The 23861-nt window shown below is 65.4% G+C and carries 19 protein-coding genes; 5 read left to right on the top strand and 14 right to left on the bottom strand.

Going from position 1 to position 23861, the window contains the following annotated elements; genetic code table 11:
- Positions 1–31: 31 nt before the first annotated feature.
- A complete protein-coding gene (locus tag HV753_RS03670) occupies positions 32–433 on the top strand; it encodes a RidA family protein (protein WP_175173050.1) in 402 nt (133 codons plus the stop codon).
- Entirely contained in the window at positions 430–1626 is a 1197-nt protein-coding gene (locus HV753_RS03665; RefSeq protein ID WP_175173049.1) for an oxidoreductase, read from the top strand. The genes HV753_RS03670 and HV753_RS03665 overlap by 4 nt, the downstream gene beginning before the upstream one ends.
- A 66-nt stretch (positions 1627–1692) precedes the next feature.
- Here HV753_RS03665 and HV753_RS03660 read toward each other — a convergent pair whose 3' ends face one another.
- Positions 1693–2658, bottom strand: a complete 966-nt coding sequence (locus HV753_RS03660) for an alpha/beta hydrolase fold domain-containing protein (RefSeq protein WP_175173048.1) — start codon at positions 2656–2658, stop codon at positions 1693–1695.
- 153 nt (positions 2659–2811) lie between these two features.
- Between HV753_RS03660 and HV753_RS03655 the strand changes: the two genes are divergently transcribed.
- A complete protein-coding gene (locus HV753_RS03655; RefSeq protein ID WP_175173047.1) occupies positions 2812–3408 on the top strand; it encodes a DUF4202 domain-containing protein in 597 nt (198 codons plus the stop codon).
- A gap of 86 nt (positions 3409–3494) precedes the next feature.
- On the opposite strand, the gene HV753_RS03650 is transcribed toward HV753_RS03655, so the two are convergent.
- The 10 genes from HV753_RS03650 to HV753_RS03605 form a co-directional block, all read right to left on the bottom strand.
- Positions 3495–4349, bottom strand: a complete 855-nt coding sequence (locus HV753_RS03650; RefSeq protein WP_246288138.1) for a ProQ/FinO family protein — start codon at positions 4347–4349, stop codon at positions 3495–3497.
- A gap of 102 nt (positions 4350–4451) precedes the next feature.
- A complete protein-coding gene (locus tag HV753_RS03645; RefSeq protein ID WP_175173046.1) occupies positions 4452–5918 on the bottom strand; it encodes a hypothetical protein in 1467 nt (488 codons plus the stop codon).
- Positions 5919–5948: 30 nt separating this feature from the next.
- Complete coding sequence (locus tag HV753_RS03640; RefSeq protein WP_175173045.1) at positions 5949–7076, bottom strand: metallophosphoesterase; 1128 nt, start codon at positions 7074–7076, stop codon at positions 5949–5951.
- A gap of 237 nt (positions 7077–7313) precedes the next feature.
- The gene (locus tag HV753_RS03635) at positions 7314–8750 is read right to left on the bottom strand and encodes an amidase (RefSeq protein WP_175173044.1); all 1437 of its coding nucleotides are present in this window, start codon (positions 8748–8750) and stop codon (positions 7314–7316) included.
- A gap of 26 nt (positions 8751–8776) precedes the next feature.
- Positions 8777–10330 carry an ABC transporter substrate-binding protein gene (locus HV753_RS03630; protein ID WP_175173043.1) on the bottom strand — a complete coding sequence of 518 codons (1554 nt, stop codon included), beginning with the start codon at positions 10328–10330 and terminating at the stop codon, positions 8777–8779.
- Between the two features lie 23 nt (positions 10331–10353).
- Positions 10354–11205, bottom strand: a complete 852-nt coding sequence (locus HV753_RS03625; protein ID WP_175173042.1) for an alpha/beta hydrolase family protein — start codon at positions 11203–11205, stop codon at positions 10354–10356.
- A 13-nt stretch (positions 11206–11218) separates the two neighbouring features.
- Positions 11219–12886, bottom strand: a complete 1668-nt coding sequence (locus HV753_RS03620; protein WP_175173041.1) for a dipeptide ABC transporter ATP-binding protein — start codon at positions 12884–12886, stop codon at positions 11219–11221.
- Positions 12883–13701 carry an ABC transporter permease gene (locus tag HV753_RS03615; RefSeq protein WP_175173040.1) on the bottom strand — a complete coding sequence of 273 codons (819 nt, stop codon included), beginning with the start codon at positions 13699–13701 and terminating at the stop codon, positions 12883–12885. The genes HV753_RS03620 and HV753_RS03615 overlap by 4 nt, the downstream gene beginning before the upstream one ends.
- Positions 13698–14642, bottom strand: a complete 945-nt coding sequence (locus HV753_RS03610) for an ABC transporter permease (RefSeq protein WP_175173039.1) — start codon at positions 14640–14642, stop codon at positions 13698–13700. Before HV753_RS03610 ends, HV753_RS03615 begins: the two co-directional genes overlap by 4 nt.
- A 4-nt stretch (positions 14643–14646) precedes the next feature.
- The gene (locus tag HV753_RS03605; protein WP_175173038.1) at positions 14647–15810 is read right to left on the bottom strand and encodes a C45 family autoproteolytic acyltransferase/hydrolase; all 1164 of its coding nucleotides are present in this window, start codon (positions 15808–15810) and stop codon (positions 14647–14649) included.
- Positions 15811–15980: 170 nt separating this feature from the next.
- Between HV753_RS03605 and HV753_RS03600 the strand changes: the two genes are divergently transcribed.
- Both HV753_RS03600 and fhuE read left to right on the top strand, forming a co-directional pair.
- Positions 15981–16853 carry a GntR family transcriptional regulator gene (locus tag HV753_RS03600; protein WP_175173037.1) on the top strand — a complete coding sequence of 291 codons (873 nt, stop codon included), beginning with the start codon at positions 15981–15983 and terminating at the stop codon, positions 16851–16853.
- 142 nt (positions 16854–16995) lie between these two features.
- A complete protein-coding gene (gene fhuE / locus HV753_RS03595) occupies positions 16996–19191 on the top strand; it encodes a ferric-rhodotorulic acid/ferric-coprogen receptor FhuE (RefSeq protein ID WP_175173036.1) in 2196 nt (731 codons plus the stop codon).
- A gap of 67 nt (positions 19192–19258) precedes the next feature.
- Here fhuE and fhuF read toward each other — a convergent pair whose 3' ends face one another.
- The 3 genes from fhuF to HV753_RS03580 all read right to left on the bottom strand — a co-directional run bounded on the left by fhuF (position 19259) and on the right by HV753_RS03580 (position 23746).
- Positions 19259–20017 (bottom strand): siderophore-iron reductase FhuF, encoded by a 759-nt coding sequence (gene fhuF / locus HV753_RS03590; protein WP_175173035.1) that lies wholly within the window; start codon positions 20015–20017, stop codon positions 19259–19261.
- 128 nt (positions 20018–20145) lie between these two features.
- A complete protein-coding gene (locus HV753_RS03585; RefSeq protein ID WP_175173034.1) occupies positions 20146–21273 on the bottom strand; it encodes a PepSY-associated TM helix domain-containing protein in 1128 nt (375 codons plus the stop codon).
- 4 nt (positions 21274–21277) lie between these two features.
- Entirely contained in the window at positions 21278–23746 is a 2469-nt protein-coding gene (locus HV753_RS03580) for a TonB-dependent siderophore receptor (RefSeq protein ID WP_175173033.1), read from the bottom strand.
- Positions 23747–23861: the final 115 nt, after the last annotated feature.

Genomic DNA, 23861 nt, shown 5'->3' with positions numbered 1-23861 from the left:
TTGACTAACTATAAATGAAGGAAATCTCATCATGCTAAAACAAGTCATCACCCAGCCCGACAACTACGCGCCCTTTTTGCTCTCGCAGGGCATTCAGTTCGGGAATCTGCTTTTCATCTCTGGCCAGGCCGGCGCTGCCGATGACGGAAAGATCGTCTCGGGTGGTTTTCTGGCGCAAGGCGAGCAGGCGTTTGCGAACCTGCGCCGTGCGTTGGAAGCCGGCGGTTCCAGCTTGCAGGACGTGATCAAGGTCACCATTTTCGTCACGGACATGGGGCATTTCGACGAGGTGGTGGCACTGCGTCGGCGCTTCTTCTCGGCCCCGTATCCGGCCGACACGATCGCGGAGATCAAGGCGCTTTATGATCCGGCCGCCATGATCGAGATCGAGGCCATCGCGGCCGTGCGCCAACCGGAGGGCTCGCAATCATGAGCGCGCTGATCAATCATCCGGCGGGCGATACGCAAGCTGTGCCGGCGGGGTTATTCGCGCCACTACCGCTGAAGAAGGGGCTGAGCCTGTCCAACCGTCTTGTCGTTGCGCCCATGACCCGGGTCAGCGCCACGGCGGAGGGCCACGCCACGGAGCAGATGGCCGACTACTACGGCGCCTTCGCGGCGGGCGGCTTCGGCCTGGTGATCACCGAAGGCATCTATACGGACAAGGCGCACGCGCAGGGCTATCTTTTCCAGCCAGGTCTGGCCGACGAGGCGCAGCGCGATGCGTGGCGGGGAGTGGTGGACCGTGTGCATGCGCACGGCGGCCGCATCGTCGCGCAGCTCATGCATGCGGGTGCGCTGTCGCAGGGCAATCCCTATCGCAACACGACGCAGGGTCCTTCGGCCGTGTTGCCGAAGGGCCAGCAGATGGCGTTCTACCGGGGGGAAGGGGCATACCGAATGCCCGAAGCGATGTCAGACGAGGACATCCTCCAGGCGGTCGAGGGTTTTGCGCACGCCGCGCGCCGGGCGCAGGAGGCCGGGTTTGACGGCGTGGAGATACACGGCGCCAACGGGTATTTGCTGGATCAGTTTCTGACGACCCATACCAATTTACGCAAGGATCGCTACGGCGGCAGCCTGGAGAACCGTTTGCGTTTGACGGTGGATGTCATCGAAGCTGTCCGACGGGCGACGACCGAGGGCTTTGTCGTGGGCGTGCGCAGTTCGCAAGGCAAAGTCAACGATTTCACGCACAAGTGGGAGGGCGCCGAGGCGGATGCGGCGCAGATCTACGGCACGCTTGGCGCGCTGCCCATTGACTACCTGCACGTGACTGAGTTCGAGGCCTGGCGTCCGGCGTTCGGTGAGCGCGGTCGCAGCCTGGCCGCGTTGGCGCGGCGGCACGTGTCGGTGCCGGTGCTGGCGAACGGGTCGCTGCATGATCCGGCGCAGGCCGAGGGGATGTTGGCAAGGGAAGAGGCGGACTTTGTGTCGCTGGGCCGTGGCGCGCTCACGCATGCCGACTGGCCCGCAAGGTTGCGAGCCGGCAAAGGGCACGAGGCATTCGATCGGGGATTGCTGGCGCCAATCGCCGACCTTGCCAACGCGGTTCGTCATCGTGAGGCACGGCATCGCCTGGCCGAAGGCGATGCCGTGGCGCGTTCCGCGCTAAGGACGACGTGAGGTGGAGCGCGGTCGGCGGACCTATCCGCTATATCCAGCAACCGGCAGTCATAGACATACCAGGGCTCAAGCCAGGTTGCGCTTAAGGGCTTGAACCAGATCCGTGCGCGCCTCTCGCGCTTGCGGCAGAAGGCGCGTCATGCCGATGAAGCTGTGCGGCACGCCGGAATACACAATGAACGTCGGCGTGGCGCCGCTGGCGAACAGGTTGTTGGCCAGGTCCAGCGTGTCGTCCAGCAAAGGATCCAGAGCCGCGGCCAGCAGGATCAGCGGTGGCAAGCCATCTATTTCACCATGCAGCGGGGCCACGCCCGGATCGGTCAGTGACACGCCATCACCTGCATACTGCTGCCAGCACCAGTCCAGTTTTTCCGTCGACAAGCCAAACCGGCCATCGCCAAACGAGGCTTGCGACCCCGTGTCGCGGCGGGCCGATAGCATGCCGTAGATCACCACGCCGGCTTTGACGAAGGCGTCGTTCTCATCGCGCAGGCGCTGCAATGCGGCCAAGGCCAGGTTGCCGCCGGCGGATTCGCCGCCCACGGCCAGGCGGGTGGCGTCCAGGCCCAGTTGGGGCGCTTGCTCACGCAGCCACCGCAGCGTGCCCAGCACCTGTTCCAGCGCCACCGGGTAGCGGGCCTCTGGCGCCAGCGCGTAGGACAGGCCAGCCGTCACCATGCCGGCTTCCGTCGCGATTTCGCGCTTCCAGCGGTCCAGGGTGTCCAGATCGCCATATGCGAACCCGCCGCCATGCAGGTGCAGGTACAACGGCAGCGGGCCCTCCTGGGCGCCTTCCGGGTAGTACAGGCGCAGCGTGGCGGGTACGGGCAGATGGTCCAGCCGATGTTCGACCACACGGCCAACGGGTGGCGCGGGTTCGCTCAGCCATTGTTGGTAGGCGCGGCTTTGCTCGCGGTTCTGGGCGGCAGATGTCGTCAAGACATTGGGCGTGCCCACGCCGTGCTGCTTGGCAAGCGCTTGCGCGGCCAGGACGTCGGGCGCCAGGGTAGGGACGGGATGGGCGTCGCTCATTGTGATTCCAATGCGGGGGTTCCAAGGCACTAGTCTAGTGTTCGTAGCCCGTCAGTATGACGTGGTTGGCGCCACGCCGCTAAAATCAACTCGCTTCCTTCGGTGTCCGCCGCTTTGTCGTCCCTGGGCGATCTTTCCTGGAACTGCCAACACATGAATGACCGTCTATCCCAAACGCTGCTGCGCTTTGATCAGTACAACGGCACGGACCCCCATCTGTTTGTCTGGCAGGGCGAGACCTGTCCCCAGGAGCTGTTCCTGGCGCAGAAACTGCATGAATGGGTGATGAAGCTGGCCCCGGATGCGTCCGAGCCCTTGATTCTGGCTGCGCGCTGCCAACACATCGGGCGCTGGGAAATTCCGCGCAACAGCTATCCCGAAGGCCGTATCGGCTATCTGACGTGGCGCAAGGCGCTGGCGCGGCATCATGCCGGCATCGCCGAAGGCATTCTGCGCGACGCGGGCTATTCCGATGACGAGATTGATCGTGTGGTCGCGATCGTCATGAAGCAGGGCATCAAGCAGGATGCGGAAGTGCAGACCATGGAGAACGCCTTGTGCCTGGTGTTTCTCCAGTATCAATACGAGGCGTTCCATCCGGCGCATGACGCCAAGATCGTCGAGATCTTGCGGAAGTCGCTGCTGAAGATGGACGCGGCCGGTCACACCTGGGCGCTGACGCTGCCGTACTCCGCGGCGGGCATGGCGCACGTGAAAAAGGCGCTGGCCGGCTTGGCGCCCACGGACTGATCCCAGGCAGATTCAAGCGCGCAAGCACAAGCCCGGCATGCGACGGATTCGTCGCATGCCGGGCTTGTTGCCGCCATCAGGCGGAATTACTTGTTGGTGTCGTCCGAGCCGTCGGCAGGCGCAGCTGCGGCGGGCGTCTCGGTGGCCGCAGCGTCCACGACCGGAGCTTGCACAGCCGGCGTGTCGACAACCGCCGGCGCGTCGACGGAAGCCGGCGCTTGCGCCACGGCTTGTGTGTCGACAACGGCGGCTTGGTCAACGACGGGCGTACCGGCTTCGGGCGTACCGGCTGCGGGCGTACCGGCTTCGGCAGCAGCCGCTTCGGCCGTGCCCGCGGCGGCGGCGGCTTCAGCCTTCTTGGCCTTGGAGCGGGCGGCGGCATTTTTGGACGCGCTGCGCGAAGCCATGCGCTTGGCATGCTTGGCTTCGTTGGCGGTCACGACGCCGGCGGGTTCGCCGTTCAGGTCCACGCGCGGGGCGTCTTCCACCATGCAGGCCCAGTAGCGGCGGCCATCACACCAGGTCTTGACGGCTTCCTTGATCTGCGCCTCGTCCAGCTGTAGGGCCTGCGCATGCTGCACCAGGTCCGCCAGCGCGCCGAGCTTCAGCGGAAGCTTGGGGGCGGGGTTCTTGGGGAAGGCCTTGGGAAACTGGCGTTGCAGGCGCGAGATCGCGACCACGACGGGATCAACGGGCGTGTCGCGCCGTTCGGCGCGTTGCGGCCGCTGTCCTTTGTCGCCGCCTTGCGGGCGGGCGCCTTTCTCACCACCGTGCGGGCGAGCACCCTTATCGCCGCCTTGGGGGCGCGGACCCTTGCCGGCGTTAGCCGAACGGGGGCCTTTGCCGCCGCCTTGCGGACGAGCGTCTTTCTTGGGGGTAGGCTCTTCGGGCGCCTGCTTGATAATCAATGCCCGGATCGCGGCTAACTGTTCTAGTCCCATGTGCTACACAAAAAAAAGGTTGAGGCCGTGAGCGTAAGCGCTACGTCGCCATCGGGCATCGTTGCATACTCGTTTTTGGTGCTAATCACCCCGGGCCGGCGGTTATCCTGACAGCACGACAAGCAGTGCCAGAGACAAAAGAATACCGAACGCGGCCAAGGCAAACGGCAGTAGTAGAACATACACGCTACGTTCTTGCCCTTGTCCATGCGCCAAACCCGCCGCAATCGACATTCTGACAGGGGAAAAAATGCCCATTGCCGTGCCAGAGACGTGTAACAGCGCAGCCGCTGCCGGCACATTCAGGCCTGCTTGAACCGCCAATGATAGCTGGGACGGCATGAACAGGCTGTTTGGCGCGTTGCCGCTGTTGGCCAGAATGCCGAATGCGCCGGCCAGCACGGGGGTGATCAGAATAGTCCAGTCTTGCAGTGTGGCAAATAGGCCATCCGCATAAGCCTGCGAAATGCCAGCGCCCGCCAGTACTTCGGCCATCATGGCGAACAGGAAGACGGACATGACGGCATGGCGGCCGGTTTTCCACGATGCGCGTGCCTGGGTAGCCAGCGCGCCCGGTTGGCGATGCCAGGCGGCCATGGCCAACGCCCCCGCGATCAGCCAGCTGCCGGCATGCAGGAAGGGCATCCAGGCGGGCAGGTCCGCGAACGGGCGGATGTCGGCCAGCCCGCCCAACGCGCGGTTCAAGACCGGCAACAGGCGTGTGGCCACCAGACAGGCGATCACCAGGATATAAGGCAGCGCGCGCTGCGCGGCCGCCGCCATTTGCGGACGGTCAGGACGCCGATCCAGCAAGAACCGCAGCACGATCAATGGACCATAGGCGGCCAGCAACGCTGTTTCAGGCCCTAGCCACGCGGTCGCGGCCGAGAGCAGGCCCAGGCTGGCGGCCATCCAGGCGGCCTCGCGCCGGTGTTCCGATGCGCTGGCTTGCAGGCCGGCCCGACGCGCGGTGCGCCAGAACAGCACCATCCAGACCCCCATCAACAGCGCCACCGCCACCATGCTGTAGAGCGCCAGTTGCGCGGCGGGCACACGGGCGTAGGCAGAGGCCAGCAAGGTGCCGCTGCCCATGGCGCCCCATGGAATCAGCGTCTGGCTAAGCAGCGCGAACACCATGATGTCGCGCGGCTTCAGGCCCAGTGGGCGGATCAGCAGCACGGTGCCCAGCATGCCCACGCCAAAGCCGGTGGCGGACTCGGCAAAGGGGCCGATCAGGAAACAGGCGAAGAACAGGCGCCTGCGCCGCGCGACCGGGTCAGTGAGTTCGGCATGGTCGGGGCGCGATGCGTCCTGGGCATGCCCTTGCGAGGCCATTTGCCAGAACAGCAGTCCACCCAGGATGTAGGGCGTGATGATCCAGCCGATCCACAGGCCGCGTTCCAAGGCCACGGCCAGTTGGGCCCCGGCGAATGCCGCAGGCGCGGCGTACAGCGCGACGGGAATCGCGGCAAGCAGGCCCAGCACGGCGGCGATTGTGGTGTTGACGCGCCCGCTGGCGATGGCGCCGATCACGATCAGGGCGGGCAGGGACCACAAGAGATACGTCATGGGGGCGGAGGGAAGAGGAAGCCGTTGAGGTTAGCGCGCCGCGCGCAGGACGATCTGCGTGATTTCCGAAGGGCGTCCCAGACGAATCGGGAAGCCCGGCCACAGCCCCGTACCGTTGCTGACATACAACTGCATGTCGCCCACCTGATATTGGCCGGATACGTAGCCTTCATTGGCCAGTTGCGTGAGCAGGTGGGGGCCCAGGATTTGGCCGCCATGCGTATGGCCGGACAGTTGCAGGTCAGCGCCTGCCTGCGCGTTGATCGCCGCGCCGCCGGGGCGATGGCTCATGAGGATCACGGTATCGGCCGGGGATACGCCTTCCAGCGCCTTCGCCACGTCGGGTTGGGGTTGGCCGTAACGGGCCGCCATGATGTCCGTGATGCCCGCCAGGACCAGCGGCTGCCCGTTGTGCGTCAGGGTGACGTGTTCGTTCAGCAACAGGCGCAGGCCCAGCTTGTCGAACTCGGTAAGCCAGCGCTGGTATTCGGCGTAGTACTCGTGGTTGCCCGGGATCGCGTAGACGCCGTGGCGGGACGTCAGGGCTTGCAGCGGTTGCACGTCGGCTGCGCGGGCGTCGGTCGTGCCGTCGACCAGATCGCCCGTGATCAGCATCAGGTCGGGATTCAGCGCGTTGGCCTTCTTGACCACAGCATCGATCCACGGCCCTTCCAGCAGCCGGCTGGCGTGCAGGTCGGTCAGTTGCACCAGACGAAAGCCGTCCAGCGCGGGCGGCAGGTTGGGCAGCGCGATGTCGATCGTTTTGACGTCTGGCACGCGCACCGCCTGCCAGACGCCCACGGCCGATAGCGCCATCGCAGCCGCGGCTGCGCCAACGCCCCATTGCTGCGCGGCCCATAGGCGGCGCCCGCGGGAACGCGAGCCTGCATAGGCCAATAGGCCCGCCACGTCACGCACCAGCAGCAGCATGGCCAGCAGCAGCAAGCTGCCGAACAGCCAGCCCAAGACCATCAACAAGGTGGCAGGGATTTCGGGCGAGGCCATGCTGCCAAAGAAATTGCGCGTCACCAGATGGTGTTCGGCGATCAGCAGGAAGGCGATGGCAAGCAGAATGCGGCCGCTCTTGGCGATGGGCAGGCGCCAGACGAAGCGCCAGATGACATAGAGACTGATCAGTCCCGTGAAGACATGAAACACGCGGGAATTCCTACGGAAAGCGGTTTGGACCAGCGACATTATGACGAGGTGATCCCGTCCGCGCCGGGTAGGCCCGCCAGTCGTAGGGGATTCGCTGGACCAACGGTGCGGCTACCACTTGCAGTGACGCTCGAAGGCGTCCGCCAACCCCGCCTGGTCCTCGCGGCGCAATTGTTTGACGGCGCCGCGCATGTCGGCGGCGGGCTGGTAAAGCGGTTGCGTATGAAGCAGGGCTGCTCAGGCGTGCACTGGGGGCAGGCGGTCTGCCCAGGGGCGGGCGCGCTCCAGTTGGCCTGCCAGTTCAAACAGGGTGGTTTCGTCGCCATAAGGCGCCATGAACTGGATGCCGATGGGCAGGCCGGTTGCAGTCTGGAACAGCGGCACGCTCATTGCGGGGATGCCGGCGGCATTGGCCGGCCGGGTGAACACGGTGCCGCGCATGAATTCGTCCGCGAAGGCGCGCCAGTCTGGTCCGCGCACGTCCAGCGCCGTCATCGGCGGCGGCTGTGTGGGCATGACGGGCGTCAGGATGACGTCGACATCCGCGAACAGCCGGCCCAGGCTGCGGGCAACACTGTTGGCCGTGTTGCGCGCGGCCAGCAGGGCCGGGGCGGACAGGCTGCGGCCAAACTCCGCCAGGCCCAGGTTGACGGGTTCAAAGCCGTCGGCATCGGGCGGGCGACCGGTGTCGGCGGCCAGGGCGTCCACTTCCAGCGCCGTATAGGCGGCGATGATGCGCACGTAGGCATCTGCCAGGGCGGTTTCGTCGAAGTTGAAGGCGATGGGCTCGGCGCGATGCCCCAGTTGGCGGCAGAGCGCCGCCGCGCTGTCCAAGGCGGCGGCCACGTCATCGTCCAGGCGCAAGCCCATGCCGGGCTGGCTGATGACGCCGATGCGCAATGCCCGGGGCTGGCGGGACGCCGCCTGGACATACGGACCCGATTTGGCAGGCGCGGCATAGAGCGCGCCGGGTTCGGGGGAGTCGGTCAAGTCCAGCAGCAAGGCCGAATCCCGAACCGAGCGCGTCAAGGCATGGTGGCTGACCAGCCCGCCCCAGTTTTCACTGGATACGGGCCCGCAAGGCGTGCGCCCGCGCGAGGCCCGCAGGCCAAACAGGCCGCCGCAAGACGCCGGGATGCGGATTGATCCTGCGCCGTCGTTGCCGTAGGCCACCGGCACCATGCGGGCGGCCACGGCGGCGGCCGCGCCTCCGGATGACCCGCCGATGGTTCGATTGGCGTCCCACGGGTTCAGCGTGGGGCCGTGCAGCGTGGGCGACGTGGCGATGTTGCCGGAGAATTCCGGCAGATTCGTCACGCCCACGATCACCATGCCGGCCGCCTTGTAGCGGCGCACGATTTCGTGGTCTTGCGTGGACACATGGCCACGGGCGGCACGGCAGCCGTAGGACATCGGCACGCCGGCGTAAGTGGGGCAGTCGTCCTTCAGCAGCACCGGCACCCCGCGCAGCGGGGCGTCGGCGGGCAAGTGGCGCAGCTGTTCGTCGGCCTGGTCTCGCAGCGTCAGGATGACGGCGTTCAGTTGCGGGTTGACGCGGTCGATGGCGGCAAAGGCGTGGGCCACCGCTTCGGCCGGGCTGAGCTGGCCGTCACGGATGGCAGCGGCAAGCGCCGTGGCGTCGGACTGGAGGTAGTCGGAATCAGAATAGGACATGGTGGGATGCAATGCCGTGTCGGAGGTCAGGGTTGGGTCTTGGTCACGCCCCAGAAGCGGTGCGTGCCGGCCGGCCAGCCTTGGTAGCCTTGCACGACCGGCCGCAGCGCGGTCACGACGGGCAGGTTGAACAGGCCGATGATGGGGATGTCGCGCGCCATCAGTTCGTGCAGCTGATTGAAGAGATCGCGGCGCTTGGCCAGATCGGGTTCCACTGCGACTTGCTTGAGCAGGGCGGAGGCCTTGGGGTCGTCCCATTGGCGGGTGGGTTCGACCTTCTTGTCGCCAATCAGCGATTCGTACATCAAGAGCGGATCCAGGCGCGCGGAATAGCCGAAGATCGCCAGTTCGTACTGGCCGCGCCCGTACAAGTCCAGCTGCGAGGCCCAATCGCGTACCTTCAGTTCCACATTGATGCCGGATGCCGCCAACATGGCTTGCACGATCGTGGCGGCCTGGACGCGCTCTTGGCGGTTGGCCACCAGCAGCGTGATCGGCTGCCCCTTGTAGCCGGCCTGCGCCAGCAAGGTGCGGGCGGCGGCAGGGTCGTAGGTCGGCCAGGTCTTGCTGCGTTCGTCGTAATAGGGGCTTTGCGGCACCAGCACCGACGGATTGGCGGTGTACAGGCCTTCGCCCGACGCTTCGGCCAAATCCGGCAGGCTGAGCGCCTGGGCGATGGCCTGGCGCATCCGCACGTCTTGCAGCGCCGGCGCGGTGGTCTGCACCTGCATCACCAGCCAGCCAGGCGTCTGTTGAACCTGGACGGGGATACCTTGCTTGCGCAGTGTCTCCATGGTGGCGGGCTCGATGCCGTCAACCACGTCCAGGTCGCCGGACAGCAGCCCGTTGCTGCGAGTGCTGGCATCCGGCACCGTCATGAACCGCAGCACGGGGATGGTGGCCGTCTTGTTGCCCGCGTAGCCATCGCGGGCGCCGGGCAGGGCGTCGTAATCCGCAAAGCGTTTCAAATCCAGTTGGCGGCCCTGCATCATGCTGCCAAAGGCATAGGGGCCAGTGCCGATGGGCGCCGCGAAACTGCCGTCCGCCTTGACGGAATCCGGGTGCAGGATCCAGGGGGTGCACTGAATCGTGGCCATGGTCATGGGGAAATTGGGCGCGGGCGCGGCGAACGTGAAGCGCACGGTGTGCGCGTCAACCGCCTGCACGTCCTGCAAGGCCGGGCCGATCTTGCCGTTGTAGCGGTTGACGCACTGGAAGTTGGTCTTCGGGTCCAGGTAGCGCTTGAAGTTCCAGACCACGTTGTCGGCGGTCAGCAGCGCGCCGTTATGGAAATGCACCTTGGGCCGCAGCTTGAACTCGTACACCTTGCCGTCGTCGCTGACCTGCCAGCTTTCCGCCAACACGGGTTTGATCTTCAGGTCTTCGCCATAGGCAACCAGACCTTCCACGACGTGGGCCAGCACCATGTCGGCGTTGGCGTCACGGTTGACCCCCGGATTGATGCTGGCAATGTCAGCGTGCAGCGCCACGCGCAGCATTTGCGCGTCGCCGGCGGCGTGGGCTGTGGCAGACAGCATGCCGCTTAACAGCAGGGCTTGAAAGACGGCTTTGAGTTTCATGTTTTCCCCTTGTTTTTAATGGCTTAGCGCTTGGACTTCAGATAATCCTCGAAGAAGGCCTCCACGGGTTCGATGACCTTGAACGGTTCGTGGGCGACCCCCGCCACGGTGTCGCGGCGCACCTTGATGCCATGGGCCTCGAAGCTCTGGGCCAGCGCCTCGATTCGCTGGATGCGGTTGTCGCCCTGCAATTCGGCGCCGGGCATCCAGAGTTTGCTGTCACGCGGGATGGTGATTTCCCAGGTGGCGGTGTCTTCCGTGCCCACCAAGGTCTGCACCGCGACCTGACGCATGGCGTCGATATCGATGGCCTTGCCGAAGCGGGCGGGCACGTCGCGCACGCCGACCCACCAGTCGTAGTCCTGGTTCAGCAGCGTCACCACGCCGGGCGCGCCAATGGATACCGCTTGCAGGCGTTCCGGGTGCAGCATGAAGAAACGCTGGCAGAACTGGCCGCCGCCCGAGAACCCGTACAGCAGGAAGCGCTTGCCGTTGATGCGGTACTTGGCGATGACTTCGTCCACCATGGACAGCAGCACGTGGTCGTAGCGGATGTCGTGGAACTGGATGCGCTTGTAGTTGGCCAGATCGCCCGGTTCGATGATGCCGACCGGGAACAAGGGGGCCAGCACGATGCAGTCATTGCGTTGAGCGAAGTCGGCGAAGCGGTCCCGGTATTGCGTGGCCGTGCGGCCGGTGCCGTGCACGATGACGGCCAGGTCGTATGCCTTGGCGGCCGCCTCGTCATAGTCTGGCGGCACATACAGGCAATAGCTGAAGCGCTGGTCGAACTGGCTGGCGAAGAATGGCGTGGCGCCGAAGTCGTAGAAGCTGAGCTTGACGCCGTGGCCCTGGCGCGGGGGAGTCGTGGACATGGATGGGGCTCTCTTAGGAAAAGGATTCGGCGGCCAGCGCCTGGTCGGCCTGGGCGTCGTTGCGCCATTTCAGGCGCACGCCGCCGGTGGCAGTTGCTTCCAGCATGGGGATGGCGCCCAGCAACTGGCGGGTATAGGGTTCTTGGGGACGGTCGAAAATGGCGTCGCGCACGCCTTCCTCGACGATCCGGCCGGCCTGCATCACGATGACGCGGTCGGCGATCTGCTCCACCACGCCCAGGTCGTGGCTGATGAACAGGCAAGAAAATCCATAGCGCTGTTGCAGGTCGGCCAGCAGGTCCAGCACCTGGGCGCGGACGGTGACGTCCAGCGCCGAGACGGCTTCGTCGGCGATCAGCAAGGATGGCCGGCGTACCAGTGCGCGGGCAATGGCCACGCGCTGGCGTTGCCCGCCAGACAATTCATGCGGATAGCGCAGGCCAAAATCGCCGCCCAGGCCCACGTCCTGCAAGGTGGTGGCGACGCGCTCGTTCTTTTGCGCGGGTGTCAGGCCAGGCGCCAGGCGCAGCGCCTCGGCCACCAGGGCCGATACGGTCATGCGCGGATCCAGCGACGAATACGGGTCTTGGAACACCATCTGGCAGTTGTAGCGGTAGTCGTTGAAGACGGCGCCGCGCGTGGCCAGGGGCTGGCCCTTGTAGCGCAGCACGCCATCGGTGGGCGCGACCAGCCCGGTCAGCACGGAGCCCAGCGTGGTCTTGCCGGAACCCGATTCGCCCACCACGGCCACGACTTCACCGGGGTGGATGTCCAGATCGATGCCGTGCAGCACCCGATGGCCGGCCTGCTTGGCAAACCAGCCTTGGCGCGCGCCATACTCCACCGTCAGGCCACGCGCCGACAAAATCGGCGCCTGGGTGGCAAGGGGGCGCGGCGGGCGGCGTTGCGGCAAGGTCGCCAGCAGCTGGCGCGTATAGTCATGGGCGGGGGCGGCCAATAGCTGAGTGGTCGCGCCGGTTTCCACGATGTCGCCACGGCGCATGACCACCATGCGCTGCGCGTAGCGCGCCACCATCGGCAGATCGTGGCTGATCAGCAGTACCGCGGTGCTGTTTTCCTGGGTCAGTTCCACCAGCATTTCCATCACTTCACGCTGGATGACGGCATCCAGCGCGGTGGTGGGTTCGTCGGCGATCAGCAAGGCGGGGCGCAGCAGCATGGCCGAGGCGATCATGATGCGCTGGCGCATGCCGCCCGAAAACTCATGCGGATAGGCGTCCAGCACGCGGGTCACGTTGGGCATGCCCACGCGGCGCAACATGGCCTCGATGCGGTCGCGGTGCGTGGCGCGTTCGCCGGGCGCATGTTGCTCCAGCCCCTCGGCCAGTTGCTGGCCGACGGTCAAGGACGGCGTCAGTGACGTCATGGGCTCTTGGAACACCATGGCCACTTTCGGGCCGCGCAGGGCGCGCAACTGGGCGGGGCGCAATCCGTAGACGGAAACGCCATCCACCAGGATGTCGCCGCCCGTGCGGTCGATGGCCTGCGGCGTCAGGCGCATGATGGCGCGGCCCAGCATGGTCTTGCCGGAACCGGATTCACCCACCACGCCGACGATCTCGCCGCGCGCAATCTGCAAGCTGGCCTGCGACACGACGGGGTGCCCGTGGCCCGCGGAGAGCGTCAGTTTGTCGATATCGAGCAGAACGGAGGAAGTCATGCGCGCCTCCGCATGCGGGGGTCGAGCCGGTCGCGCAAGGCATCGCCCAGCAGGTTGATGCCCAGCAGCGACAGCGAAATCGCCAGTCCTGGGAAGATGGCCAGCCAGGCTGCCTGGCCGATGTAGCTGCGGCTGCCGGCCAGCATGTTGCCCCAGGTCGGGGCAGGCGGCGCGACCCCCAGCCCCAGGAAGCTGAGCGAGCTTTCAGCCAGGATGATCCAGCCGCACATGGACGTCGCCATGACGATGACCGGCGCCAGGCAGTTCGGCAGCAGATGGCGCATCAGCGTATAGAACTCGGAATTGCCCATCACCCGGGAGGCGCGGACGAATTCGCGTTCGCGCAGGCTCATCACGGTGCCTCGCACCACGCGCACGACCGACGACATGTAGGCCAGGGCCAGCGCCAGGATGATGCCGGTTTCGCTGGCGCCGAACACGGCCAGCAGGCCCAGCGCCAGAAGCAGGCCGGGAAAGGCCAGCAAGGCATCATTCAGGGCCATCAGCACCCGGTCGGGCCAGCCACGCAGATAGCCGCTGACGGCGCCGATCAACACGCCCGCGCCGGTGGCCAGCAGCACTGTCATCAGGCTGACGCGCAGGCTGGCGGTGGTGCCGCGCATCAGCCGGCTGAACACATCGCGGCCCAGTTCGTCCGTGCCCATCAGGTGGGCAAGGCTGGGGCCGGCCAGACGGGCCTTGAAGTTCAGTTTCAAAGGGTCGTAGGGCGTCCAGAACAAGGCCACCAAGGCGGTGATGACCACGACCGCGACCAGGGTGCCGCCCACGACGGCGGTGAGGGAACGACGGTTCATTTCGCAGCCACCCGGGGATCGAAGATCGGATAAAGCAGGTCCACCACCAGATTCACCAGCACATAGACGGTGGCGATGAAAAGCAGGCAGCCCTGGATGACGGGATAGTCGCGGGCGAAGATCGCGTCCACCAGCAGGCGCCCCAGCCCGGGGATGGTGAACACCGTTTCGATGACGGCGATGCCCGCCAGCAGGTTGCCCAGGATCAGGCCCAACAATGTCCAGGTGGGGCCAAACGAATTCTTGAAGGCGTGGCGCCACATCACCTTGCTTTCCGGCAAGCCCTTGGCGCGGGCGTGGGTGATGTAGTCCAGATGCAGCACTTCCAGGGTGGAGGCGCGCGTCATGCGAAGGATCACCCCGATTTCGTGCAGCAGCAGCGTCGCCACCGGCAGCACCAGATACAGCAGCGCGCGGCCGGGATCTTCACTGAAAGCCACAAAGCCCACGACGGGGAACCAGCCCAGTTTCAGGGCGAAGAACAACAACAGCAACAAGCCCATCCAGAACGCGGGCAGGGACAGCAGCAGCGTCGCGCCGGCCACCAGCGCCAGGTCGGCCACGCGGCCTTGGCGCCAGGCGGCGAACATGCCGGCGGGCACCGCGACCAGGGTGGCCAGCACCACGGCGGGCAGCACGATCTGTGCGCTGACCGTGAAACGGTCCAGGATCAGGGACATCACCGGTTGGTGGTTGGCGATGGATTCGCCCAGGTCGCCTTGCAGCACGTGCCCGGCCCAGATGGCGAACTGCGTGGGCAGACTGGCGTTCAGTCCCAATTGCTCGCGTAGCGCGGCCAGACTGGCCGCGTCCGCGGAATCACCCAGCATCAGCGCGGCCGGATCGCCCGGGATCAGCCGCACCAGGATGAACACGGCAAGCGCGACGATCAGCAGCGTGGGCAACGCCATGCCGATCCGCGAGGCGACGAACCTGAGCATGGCGTCAGCCTGCCGCGAGTTCGGATTCGCGCACGTCGACGGCGTCCTGCGGTTCGTCGCCGTCCAGCCGATATGTGGTGAAGCGCCGGTTGCCCGCGGGCATGGGCGCAATCTCCATGAGGCCCAGCGCCGGTTCCATGACGATCATCGCCACCGTGGCGGTCAGGTTGCCGCCGTCCCCATGGCGCGCGGGACGGCATACGGAGTAGGGCGCCAGGAAATCGTCGAATAGCGCAGCCTTGACGCCTTCACGGTCCAGCAGACGGCCTTGCGCTTGCAGCAACCGGCGCACGCGCCAATCCCGGTAGAAGCTTTCCGGCACGTGTGGAATGCCGGTATCGCGCAGCTTGGTCAGCGCGATGGCGCCCACCCAGTGGTTCGCGTGCACGATCAGGCCGTCGTCCGGGTACAGGGGAAACGCCTCGTCCGGCGCACATTCGAAATCGATGCCGAAGCCGGCGGCCGACGCGATCATGATGTTGTTCGAACAGGACTTGGGCGTGGTCGCCACGACTTTGGCGGCCAGCGCGAAATGCTCTTGCTCCAGCACCTTGCGGCGGATCAGGCCCAGCGGCACGCCCAGCGTCCGGTAGTCGCGTTCGCATTCCAGGTAATTGGCGGTGATGGAGACGCCCGCCGCGTTCAAGCCACTGCGCGCCAATCCGCCCGCTTCCACGAAAGTCAGATAGTCGGGGCCGTGCTCCTGGCGCACGCGCAGCACCACGCCGGTGTCGGCGCATTCAGCACGCCAGTCCCAGTTCTGCGCATGGATCAGGTTGCCGGACGCGCTGCGCTCGGGCAGCAGGATCGCGCCGGTGCAGCCGTCGTCGGCCTCGTCGTCGGGCGCCGCGGTGCTGCTTTGGGCTCGCGCCAGCGCCATGACTTCGGTACGGGCGTTGATCATCACGATGTCTTCAAACGGAACGTCCGCGCCCGCCGCGATGCCGTGCATTTCCTCGACATAGCGGTCGTCGAAGTCGCCGATGCGGCGTGCATAGTCGGTGATCAGTGCCGATTTCTGCGCAGCGCTCATGCCGAATCCGTCCAGGGCCCCGCCATACAGCGCCACGCTCTGGCGGATACGGGGTCTAAGCGCCTGCCCGTACTGGCGGCCGCGGCTTTCGGGGCCGCCCGTCAACGTGACGCAGGGAAAGGGGGTGATCGCCATCTATCCGTCCTTTTGTATTTTGTCGCTGTGTAATACACTAATTAGGCCGGTCGTTGCCTGTCAATCTGTTTTATGAAGATGTATATGGAATTTAGGGAAAACGTGAATGCCAAGGATGTGAATTGGCATTGAGGATAGGAACCACTCGTGAAGCGCAGGAGCGCGATGCCATGCAGGAGCTAAGTCCCCTACAGATCGAAGTCGCGCGCAAGCTGACGGCGCTGATTCAGAGCGGCCGCTGGCAGGTGGGCGAGCGCCTGTCGGACGCGCGCTTGGCGCAGGAACTGAAGGTGTCGCGGTCGCCGATCCGGCAGGCGCTGAACCTGCTGACCCGCCAAGGGCTGGTGGCGTATACGTCCGGCAAAGGCTATCGCCTGGAGCGTGAACCGGGCAGCGACGAAAGCCTGGATGAACTGATGCCGCATTCCGAATCGGAAAGCCTGTACGGCGATCTGATGAGCGCGCGGGCGGTGGGCCGCCTGGGCGCTGAAGTATCCGAAGCGCAACTGGTCGAACAATTCCAGGTGACTCGCGGCGCGGTGCGGCGTGCGCTGATGCGCTTTGCCACCGAAGGGCTGGCCGAACGCCTGCCGGGCCACGGGTGGCACTTCGCGGAAAGCCTGGACAACGAGCAGGCGGTGAATGAAAGCTACGAGTTCCGGCTGATCGTCGAATGCAACGCGCTGATGACGCCGGGGTACGCGCCGCGCCCGGACCAATTGACCGCCTTGCAGCGCGAGCAGACCGAGATCCTTCAGATGCCGGTCGAGCAATTGCAGCGGGACGTCTGGTTCAACGCCAACGCTGCCTTCCATGAAACGCTGGCGGCGTGGTCAAACAACCGGTTCCTGACCGAAGCCGTGCGGCGCCAGAACTCATTGCGGCGCATGACGGAATACGCCAACTTCGGGCACCTGGCGGAAGTGCACATCCACCAGGCATGCACGGATCATCTGGGGATTCTGGCCGCGCTGGCCGAAGGCGATCGCGATTACGCGACGGCGCTGCTGCGACGGCATATCACGCGCTCGGCGGATATCTAGGGGATGAGGCAGGGCTGCGGCGAGCCCTGCATCGGCGGCCGAAATTCGATCGTCGTAATTCCACAACAACGAATACGGATGCGAATCAGTTGCATTACACTTTTCCCGGAAGCAGCGCTTTGCTGCGGGAGAGGTAGTCAGCATGCAAGATCACCGGCCGGGTGGCCGCACATTCGTTATTCGTCCTCGTTTCATCCTGCGCCGCACGTCTGGCCTGGTATTTCTGGCCTTGGCGTCCACCGCGGCGGCTGCGCAGGAAAGCGGGGTATCCACCCTGCCGACGGTGCAGGTCGTGGGCGATTCCGACCCCACCACGACCGAAGGCACAGGCTCCTATACGCCCCGCGCCACGGCGGCCAGCACCGGATTGCCGCTCACGCTGCGCGAGACGCCCCAATCGGTGACGGTGATGACCCGGCAGCGAATGGACGACGAAGACATGCGTTCGCTGGCTGACGTGATGGCCAGCACTCCCGGCATTTCGGTGCAGAACTACGATAGCGAGCGCTATTCGTTCAGCTCGCGGGGTTTCAGTGTCAGCAACTACATGTATGACGGTATCCCCACGAGTTTCGACGTGGGTTACGCGGCGGGCGAATCGTCCGTCGACCCCATCATCTACGACCGCGTTGAAGTCGTGCGTGGCGCCACGGGCCTGATGACTGGCGCCGGCAATCCGTCCGCGTCCATCAACCTGGTGCGCAAGCACGCCATCAGCCGGGAATTCAAAGCCGACTTCAGCGTCAGCGCCGGCACGTGGGACAACTACCGCAGCACGCTGGACCTGTCGACGCCCCTGAACAAGGACGGCACCGTGCGCGGCCGCATCGTATCAGCCTACCAGGACACCCATTCTTACCTGGATGGCTACCAGAACAAGAAAAAGGTCTTTTACGGCGTGGTGGATGCGGACTTGACCTCGCGCACCACGCTGAGCGTGGGCTTCAATTACCAGGACAACGAGCCGCAACGCAGCAGCTGGGGTGGCTTTCCGCTGTGGTACGCAGACGGCGGCCGCACCGATTGGAAGCGTTCGCTGAACACCGGGGCGGATTGGAGCTCGTGGGCAAGCACGACACAAGGCGCATTCGCCAGCCTGGAGCACCGCTTCGACAATGATTGGCGGGTGCAGGCGGTGGCGTCTCATTCCAAGCATGAAATGGATGGCAAGCTGCTGTATCTGTACGGTTGGCCCGATAGGGAAACCGGCCTGGGCATGGGAGCATCACCCTCTTGGTATCTGGGTGACCGCAAGCAGAACAGCCTGGACCTCAAAGCGTCGGGCCCATTCACGATGTTCGGCCGCCGCCACGAGGCGGTCGTGGGCGCAAGCTTCAATCGCCAGTATGCGGACTTCGACTACCGTTCGGCCTTGTCCGCGGCGCCTGTCGGCAACTTCCTGGATTGGGACGGTTCGTATCCCGAGCCCGACTGGAATGGCACGTCCGTCACGGCAAGCCGCTACACCACCAAGCAGACGGGATGGTACGGCGCGTTGCGCCTGAACCTGGCCGACCCTCTGAAGCTGATCGTGGGCGGCCGCTACAGCACCTGGAAGACCGATTCCGTCGGCTTCGGCGGTGGCGACCATACGGCGTTCGACAAGAACGCTTTCACGCCTTATGCCGGTCTGCTGTACGACATCAACGACACCTACACGGCCTACGTGAGCTATACCGGCATTTTCAATCCGCAAAGCTACCAGGACCGCAGCGGCGGGTGGCTGGACCCGCTGGAAGGCAAATCCTACGAGGCCGGCGTCAAAGGCGAGTTCCTGGATGGGCGCCTGAACGCCAGCGCCGCCGTGTTCCAAATCGACCAGGACAACGTCGCCCAGGTGGATCCGGGATATCTGGTGCCGGGCACGATCAATCAGGCTTATCGGGCCGCGCAAGGCACGCGCAGCCGCGGGTTTGACCTGGAAGTCTCGGGCGAGGTCACGCCGGGCTGGAATGTCGCTGCGGGTTGGTCGCACTGGACCGCAAGCGACGGCGACGGCAACGCCATCCAGACCGACCAGCCGCGCAGCCTGGTCCGACTGTTCACGACCTATCAACTGCCGGGTGACTGGAACAAACTGACCGTGGGCGGCGGCGTCAACTGGCAGAGCCAGGTCTACACCATAGCCAGCGGCCCCAACGGGAATGAGCGCGTGAGCCAGGGCAGCTATGCCATCACCAACCTGATGGCGCGTTACCGCTTCAACCGCAACCTGTCAGCCCAGGTGAACGTGAATAACCTGTTCGACCGCAAGTACTACAGCCAGGTCGGGTTCTACAGCCAGGGCGCGTGGGCGGCGGGACGCAGCGCGATGCTGACGATGCGCTATCAGTACTAAGCGCGTCCCAAGGACGGCGCGAGCGGCGGCGGATCGTGGATTCGCCGCCGTTTTTCCTTTATTTCCTTTAGGGGCGCGTGCCCTGGGGCCTGTGCTGCGGGGCCAGCGGGCAGGCCGCGCAATACTGCGCGGTGGGCAGCAGATGGTACAGGCAGCATTCGCGATGCAGCGTGACCGTGGGGTCAGGTCCACGCGAGATCCTGGGCGCCAGACACAAGGGGTTGGCGCGCGCGGCGGCTTCGGCACCCCAGCAGGGGGCTTCCAGCAGGTGCAGCCTGTCTTGCCGGGCTGATGCGCTGGCCGGGGTGCCCTGTGTCTGCATCTCCACGGCTTTCAATACCACTTCCAGATACCGCACGGCGCCGCCCCACACCACCTTTCGCGGCAGCCGGCTGGCGTGGAACAAGGCGTCTGCCAAGGGGTGCAGGTGGTGCCAGACCAGCGCATCGTATCGGCGCCAGACATCGCCGTCGGGATCGGGCGAGCCCAGTTCCGTGATCAGGAATCGGGCGGGCGCAGCGTTGCCGTCCAGCTCGATCCACATGGCGTCGGCCCGGGCGGGCAACGCATGGCGGGCACCCGTGGCGGCGGCCGCCACGGGCGGCAGCAAGGCCCACAAGTAGCTCATCGCCCAGGCCGAAGCCACCGCGCGCGGATCGGCGTCCGACCAGTGCCGGCGATGGCGGGCCAGCGCGTCGGCCAGCGCCTCGGGGTCGTGCAGCAGCGCAGCCGCCTTGCGTCCGTCGCCCGGCGGTGTGCCCAACTGCACTGATTCGGCATACGGCCGCCAGTCTTCGCGAAAGAATGGCTGTAGCAGCGCGATCATGGGCGGGCCGCCAGCAAGGGTCGGGTCATGGCGTGTGGGGCGAAGGAATCTCAGGCCGGGCCGATGGATTCCGGCCCGCGAAAGATCCGCAGCGTAAAGATAAAGCGGCGCCAGCGCAAATGCGAAGGCTACTGGCTTGATGAGACCAATTCCGCCGCATGCTTGCGGCGCCATAGCCACAGCCCGGTGACAAGCACCATGATCGCGATCAGATCCAACGCCGCCCAGATCAGCTTTAACGGCAGGCCGCCATAGTCACCAAAATGCAGCGGTTGGGATAGGAAGAGCATGCGGATATGCCAGGGCATGTCTTCCATCGCGGTCAAGGCGCCGGTCTCCGCATCGACCAGCGCGGGTTTGAGCAGACGCGACGTGACGGGCGTGTCGCCACGCAGGAAGATCGCATAGTGCCTGGGGCTGCTGAACAGCGAGCCAGGAAAGAACACCGCCGCCACCTTCATCCCGGGGGCGGCCTGGCGCACGGTATGCAGCGCGGCATCAACGGAGGCCAATTGGGTGGGAGGGGCCTGGCCGGCTGGGCTGGCGCGGTTCACCATGTCGGCCAAATCATGTTTGCGCCAAAGCGCCGCCAACGGGTCGTGCAGGCTGTTGATGATTCCGGTCAGAGCGATGACCAACAGCCAGGCGGCAGTCGCGATGCCCAGGAAATTGTGCAGGTCCAGCCGCCGGATGCGGGCGCCGCGCTGGCGGCGGATGCTGCCGAAGGGAAGCTTGCGCATGAAGGGGCCGTACAGGGCGATGCCCGACACCATCGCCACGGCCAGCAGCAAGCCCATGCCGCCCAGGAACAGGGTGCCGGGCAGCCCGGCGTACAGGTCGGTGTGCAGGCGCCTGATCACTTCCATCACTCCGTCGCTGCGTGGCGGCGGCAACGACACGGGCTTGCCGTCGTGCAGGCCATAGAGTTGGCGCTGCATGGTGGTGGCGCCTTGCCCGTCTTTGCCACGGGTGGCGACGATCACGGCGGGCATGTCGGGCATCAGGCCCAAGGAGTCGATTTTCGCTCCGGGGGCGGCGGCCAGCGCCGTTGCCACGATCTGGTCCAGCGTCGCACGTGGCGCGTCGGGCGTCAGGGCAGGCAAACCGGGATGGGTATCCAGGGCGGCGTCGATCTCATCGTGAAAGATCAAGGGCAGGCCGGTCAGGCAAAGCAGCAGCAGCCATATCGTGGCCACCAGGCTGGACCATTTGTGCACCGCGCTCCAGCGTCGCGTGCCGATCCGAGGCGAACCCATCGCGCTACCAGCGATAGTTGAAGGTGGCCAGCACCGTCCTGCCCACCCCCAGCGTGCAACCCTGGCCGGTGGTGCACTGAGTCAGGTAGTACTTGTCGGTCAGGTTGGTGACGCCAAGCGAGACACGGGCGCCACGCATCGACGGGTGGGTGCGGCCCAGGTCGTAATGCAGATTCAGATCGACCAGGGTGTAGTCGGGCGTCTTGGTGAGATTGCTGGTGTCGAAGGTGCTGCCGACGTACCGTACGCCGGCGCCCAACCCAAGCCCTTCGAGCAAGCCTTCCTGCAAGGTGTAGTCCGTCCACAATGACGCCTGGTGCGACGGGGTGCCCGTCAGCCGGTTGCCGACTTCGCCCGCCCGGTTGCTCTGGGTGACTTCATCGTCCAGGTAGGTATAGGAGGCCAGCACGGTCCAGGCGCGGCTGAGGGCCGTGCGGGCTTCCAGTTCCAGGCCTCGCACCCGCACTTCACCGGTCTGGACGCTGAATCCCAGCGCTCCGCGTTGCGGGTCGGGGTCAGGCGTCAGGACATTGCGCTGGCGGATCTGGAACACCGAGGCCGTCAACAGGCTGTCGGTGCCCGGCGGTTGGAACTTGATGCCCGCTTCGTATTGCTCACCCTTGGTGGGCTTGAACGGCGTGCCCGAGAAATCACTACCGCCGGCAGGTTCGAACGAAGTGGAATAGCTGACGTAGGGCGCGATCCCGTTGTCAAACACATAGTTCAGTCCGACGCGCCCCGTCGAGGCTTCGTCGCGCTGCGTGGTGCTGATCCCGGTTCGGCGGTTGTCCACGGTGCTGTCCGCCCAGTCGTGTCGGCCGCTCACCATCAGGTTCCAGCCCCCCCAACTGATCGTGTCTTGCGCATACAAGCCCAATTGACGGTCGTCACCAAACTGGCTGACGAAATTGTCATAGGGAGGGGTGGCGATGTTGTAGCCGTAGACAGGGTGATAGACGTTGATCGGAGGCGCGGTGCCCCGGCCCACGATGTAGTGGCTGCTTTCCTTGCGGTAGTCGAATCCGGCCACGACGTCATGGCTCAGCGCGCCGGTCTGGAAACCGGACTCCAACTGGTTGTCCAGGGTCAAGACGTGGACGCCGGTATCAATACCCAGCGCCGCGCGGTTCAGTGTCTGGTTGTCGGGCAGCAGTTCGCCGATCCGGTTCAGGGCGCGCAGATCCACCGATGACTCGTTGTAGCGCAGGTTCTGACGGAAGGTCAGGGCATCGCTGAAGCGGTGCTCGAAGGCGTAGCCCACCGAACTTTGACTGCGGCTCATGCGGTCGAAGTCAGGTTCGCCAAGATAGCGGTGCATGGGAATGCGGCCGTTGGGGTTGGACGTCAGCGTGCCCGAGGTGGGCAGGTAATTGAAGCCGGTCTTGCCGCCCCATTCATTCTGGTAGCTGGTCAGCAACGTCAGCGTGGTGTCCGGGGTCAGTTTCCACGTCAGGGCGGGTGCGATGTAGGCGCGGTTGTTGCCGATGTAATCCACTTGCGTGCCGGCTTCGCGCACCATCCCCGTCAGCCGATACAGGAACTTGCCGTCCTGGTCGATCGGGCCGCCCAGATCGATCGCCAACTGACGGCGGTCGAAGCTTCCCGTTTGCAGCTCCACTTCGCGCAACGTCTCTGCCGTGGGGCGCTTGCTGACCATGTTGATCAGGCCGCCCGGGCCACTTTGACCGTACAGGGCGGACGCGGGGCCTTTCAGGACTTCGATGCGTTCCAGGCCGTAGGGCTCCACGACGGCGCTGGCCCAGCCTGTCGTCACGCTGCCCAGGGGCAAGCGCGTGCCATCCAGAAAGAACGCCGGGCGGAAGCCGCGCACTTGCGTATAGAGGTCGAACTGCGAACTGGCGCCGTAGGTTTCCGCCAGGACGCCGGGGGTATAGCGCAGGGCTTGGCTGACGCTCTGCGCACCCTGGTCGCGCATCTGGTCGGCGGTGATGACGTTGATGGTTTGCGGAATCTTCAGGATGGGCATGTCGGTCTTGCTGCCCGATCGGCTCTGCGTGGCCAGATAACCTTCAACGGGGCCGGTCGCCGTTTGTGCCTGGCCGCTGACCAGCACCGCCGGCAACACCGCAACGCCCGGCGCGTTCTGCGGTTCGGCTTCCAGCACGAATGCGCCCTGTGCATTGCGCACCGCGCGCAGACCCGTGCCGCCGAGCAAAGCGGCCAATCCCGTCGTGGGGGTGTACCGGCCATTCAATGCGGGGCTGACCCGGTTGCGGGCCAGGTCTCCCGAGCCTGCCAGCACAATGCCCGACTGCGCGATGAAGATCGGCAGGGTGGTGGTCAGCGGGCCGGAGGCGATCTGGTAGTGACGGGCTTGCTCGGCGCCTTGTCCGGGCGACTGTTGGGCGTGCGCCGCGGCGACAAAAGCCAGGCTGGTTGCCCAGGTCGCCCCGGCCAAAAGCGTGCCGCGGGGGTGCAGGATCGGAAGTCGGCGTCGAAAAAGAGAGGGCATGCGGCAGGGTCTCGGAGGGATAGCACAAGTACGGGTTCATCTTGTGTATCGAGCAGGCGCCCAATTCCGGAACCGAAGTTACAAATCTCTTGGTTTTTCTGACGAGCAGCCGTGC

It is taken from the genome of Achromobacter pestifer (genome assembly GCF_902859625.1).
In the GTDB taxonomy this organism is placed as follows: domain Bacteria; phylum Pseudomonadota; class Gammaproteobacteria; order Burkholderiales; family Burkholderiaceae_B; genus Achromobacter; species Achromobacter pestifer.
Note: the sequence above shows the minus strand (reverse complement) of the source record. Positions and strands in the feature narration are given on the sequence as shown.

Excerpts from the sequence above, each read along its gene's own strand:
- HV753_RS03670 (WP_175173050.1), top strand. The coding sequence starts at position 32 with ATGCTAAAACAAGTCATCACCCAGCCCGACAACTACGCGCCCTTTTTG.
- HV753_RS03665 (WP_175173049.1), top strand. The coding sequence starts at position 430 with ATGAGCGCGCTGATCAATCATCCGGCGGGCGATACGCAAGCTGTGCCG.
- HV753_RS03660 (WP_175173048.1), bottom strand. The coding sequence starts at position 2,658 with ATGAGCGACGCCCATCCCGTCCCTACCCTGGCGCCCGACGTCCTGGCC.
- HV753_RS03655 (WP_175173047.1), top strand. The coding sequence starts at position 2,812 with ATGAATGACCGTCTATCCCAAACGCTGCTGCGCTTTGATCAGTACAAC.
- HV753_RS03650 (WP_246288138.1), bottom strand. The coding sequence starts at position 4,349 with ATGGGACTAGAACAGTTAGCCGCGATCCGGGCATTGATTATCAAGCAG.
- HV753_RS03645 (WP_175173046.1), bottom strand. The coding sequence starts at position 5,918 with ATGACGTATCTCTTGTGGTCCCTGCCCGCCCTGATCGTGATCGGCGCC.
- HV753_RS03635 (WP_175173044.1), bottom strand. The coding sequence starts at position 8,750 with ATGTCCTATTCTGATTCCGACTACCTCCAGTCCGACGCCACGGCGCTT.
- HV753_RS03630 (WP_175173043.1), bottom strand. The coding sequence starts at position 10,330 with ATGAAACTCAAAGCCGTCTTTCAAGCCCTGCTGTTAAGCGGCATGCTG.
- HV753_RS03625 (WP_175173042.1), bottom strand. The coding sequence starts at position 11,205 with ATGTCCACGACTCCCCCGCGCCAGGGCCACGGCGTCAAGCTCAGCTTC.
- HV753_RS03620 (WP_175173041.1), bottom strand. The coding sequence starts at position 12,886 with ATGACTTCCTCCGTTCTGCTCGATATCGACAAACTGACGCTCTCCGCG.
- HV753_RS03615 (WP_175173040.1), bottom strand. The coding sequence starts at position 13,701 with ATGAACCGTCGTTCCCTCACCGCCGTCGTGGGCGGCACCCTGGTCGCG.
- HV753_RS03610 (WP_175173039.1), bottom strand. The coding sequence starts at position 14,642 with ATGCTCAGGTTCGTCGCCTCGCGGATCGGCATGGCGTTGCCCACGCTG.
- HV753_RS03605 (WP_175173038.1), bottom strand. The coding sequence starts at position 15,810 with ATGGCGATCACCCCCTTTCCCTGCGTCACGTTGACGGGCGGCCCCGAA.
- HV753_RS03600 (WP_175173037.1), top strand. The coding sequence starts at position 15,981 with ATGCAGGAGCTAAGTCCCCTACAGATCGAAGTCGCGCGCAAGCTGACG.
- fhuE (WP_175173036.1), top strand. The coding sequence starts at position 16,996 with ATGCAAGATCACCGGCCGGGTGGCCGCACATTCGTTATTCGTCCTCGT.
- fhuF (WP_175173035.1), bottom strand. The coding sequence starts at position 20,017 with ATGATCGCGCTGCTACAGCCATTCTTTCGCGAAGACTGGCGGCCGTAT.
- HV753_RS03585 (WP_175173034.1), bottom strand. The coding sequence starts at position 21,273 with ATGGGTTCGCCTCGGATCGGCACGCGACGCTGGAGCGCGGTGCACAAA.
- HV753_RS03580 (WP_175173033.1), bottom strand. The coding sequence starts at position 23,746 with ATGCCCTCTCTTTTTCGACGCCGACTTCCGATCCTGCACCCCCGCGGC.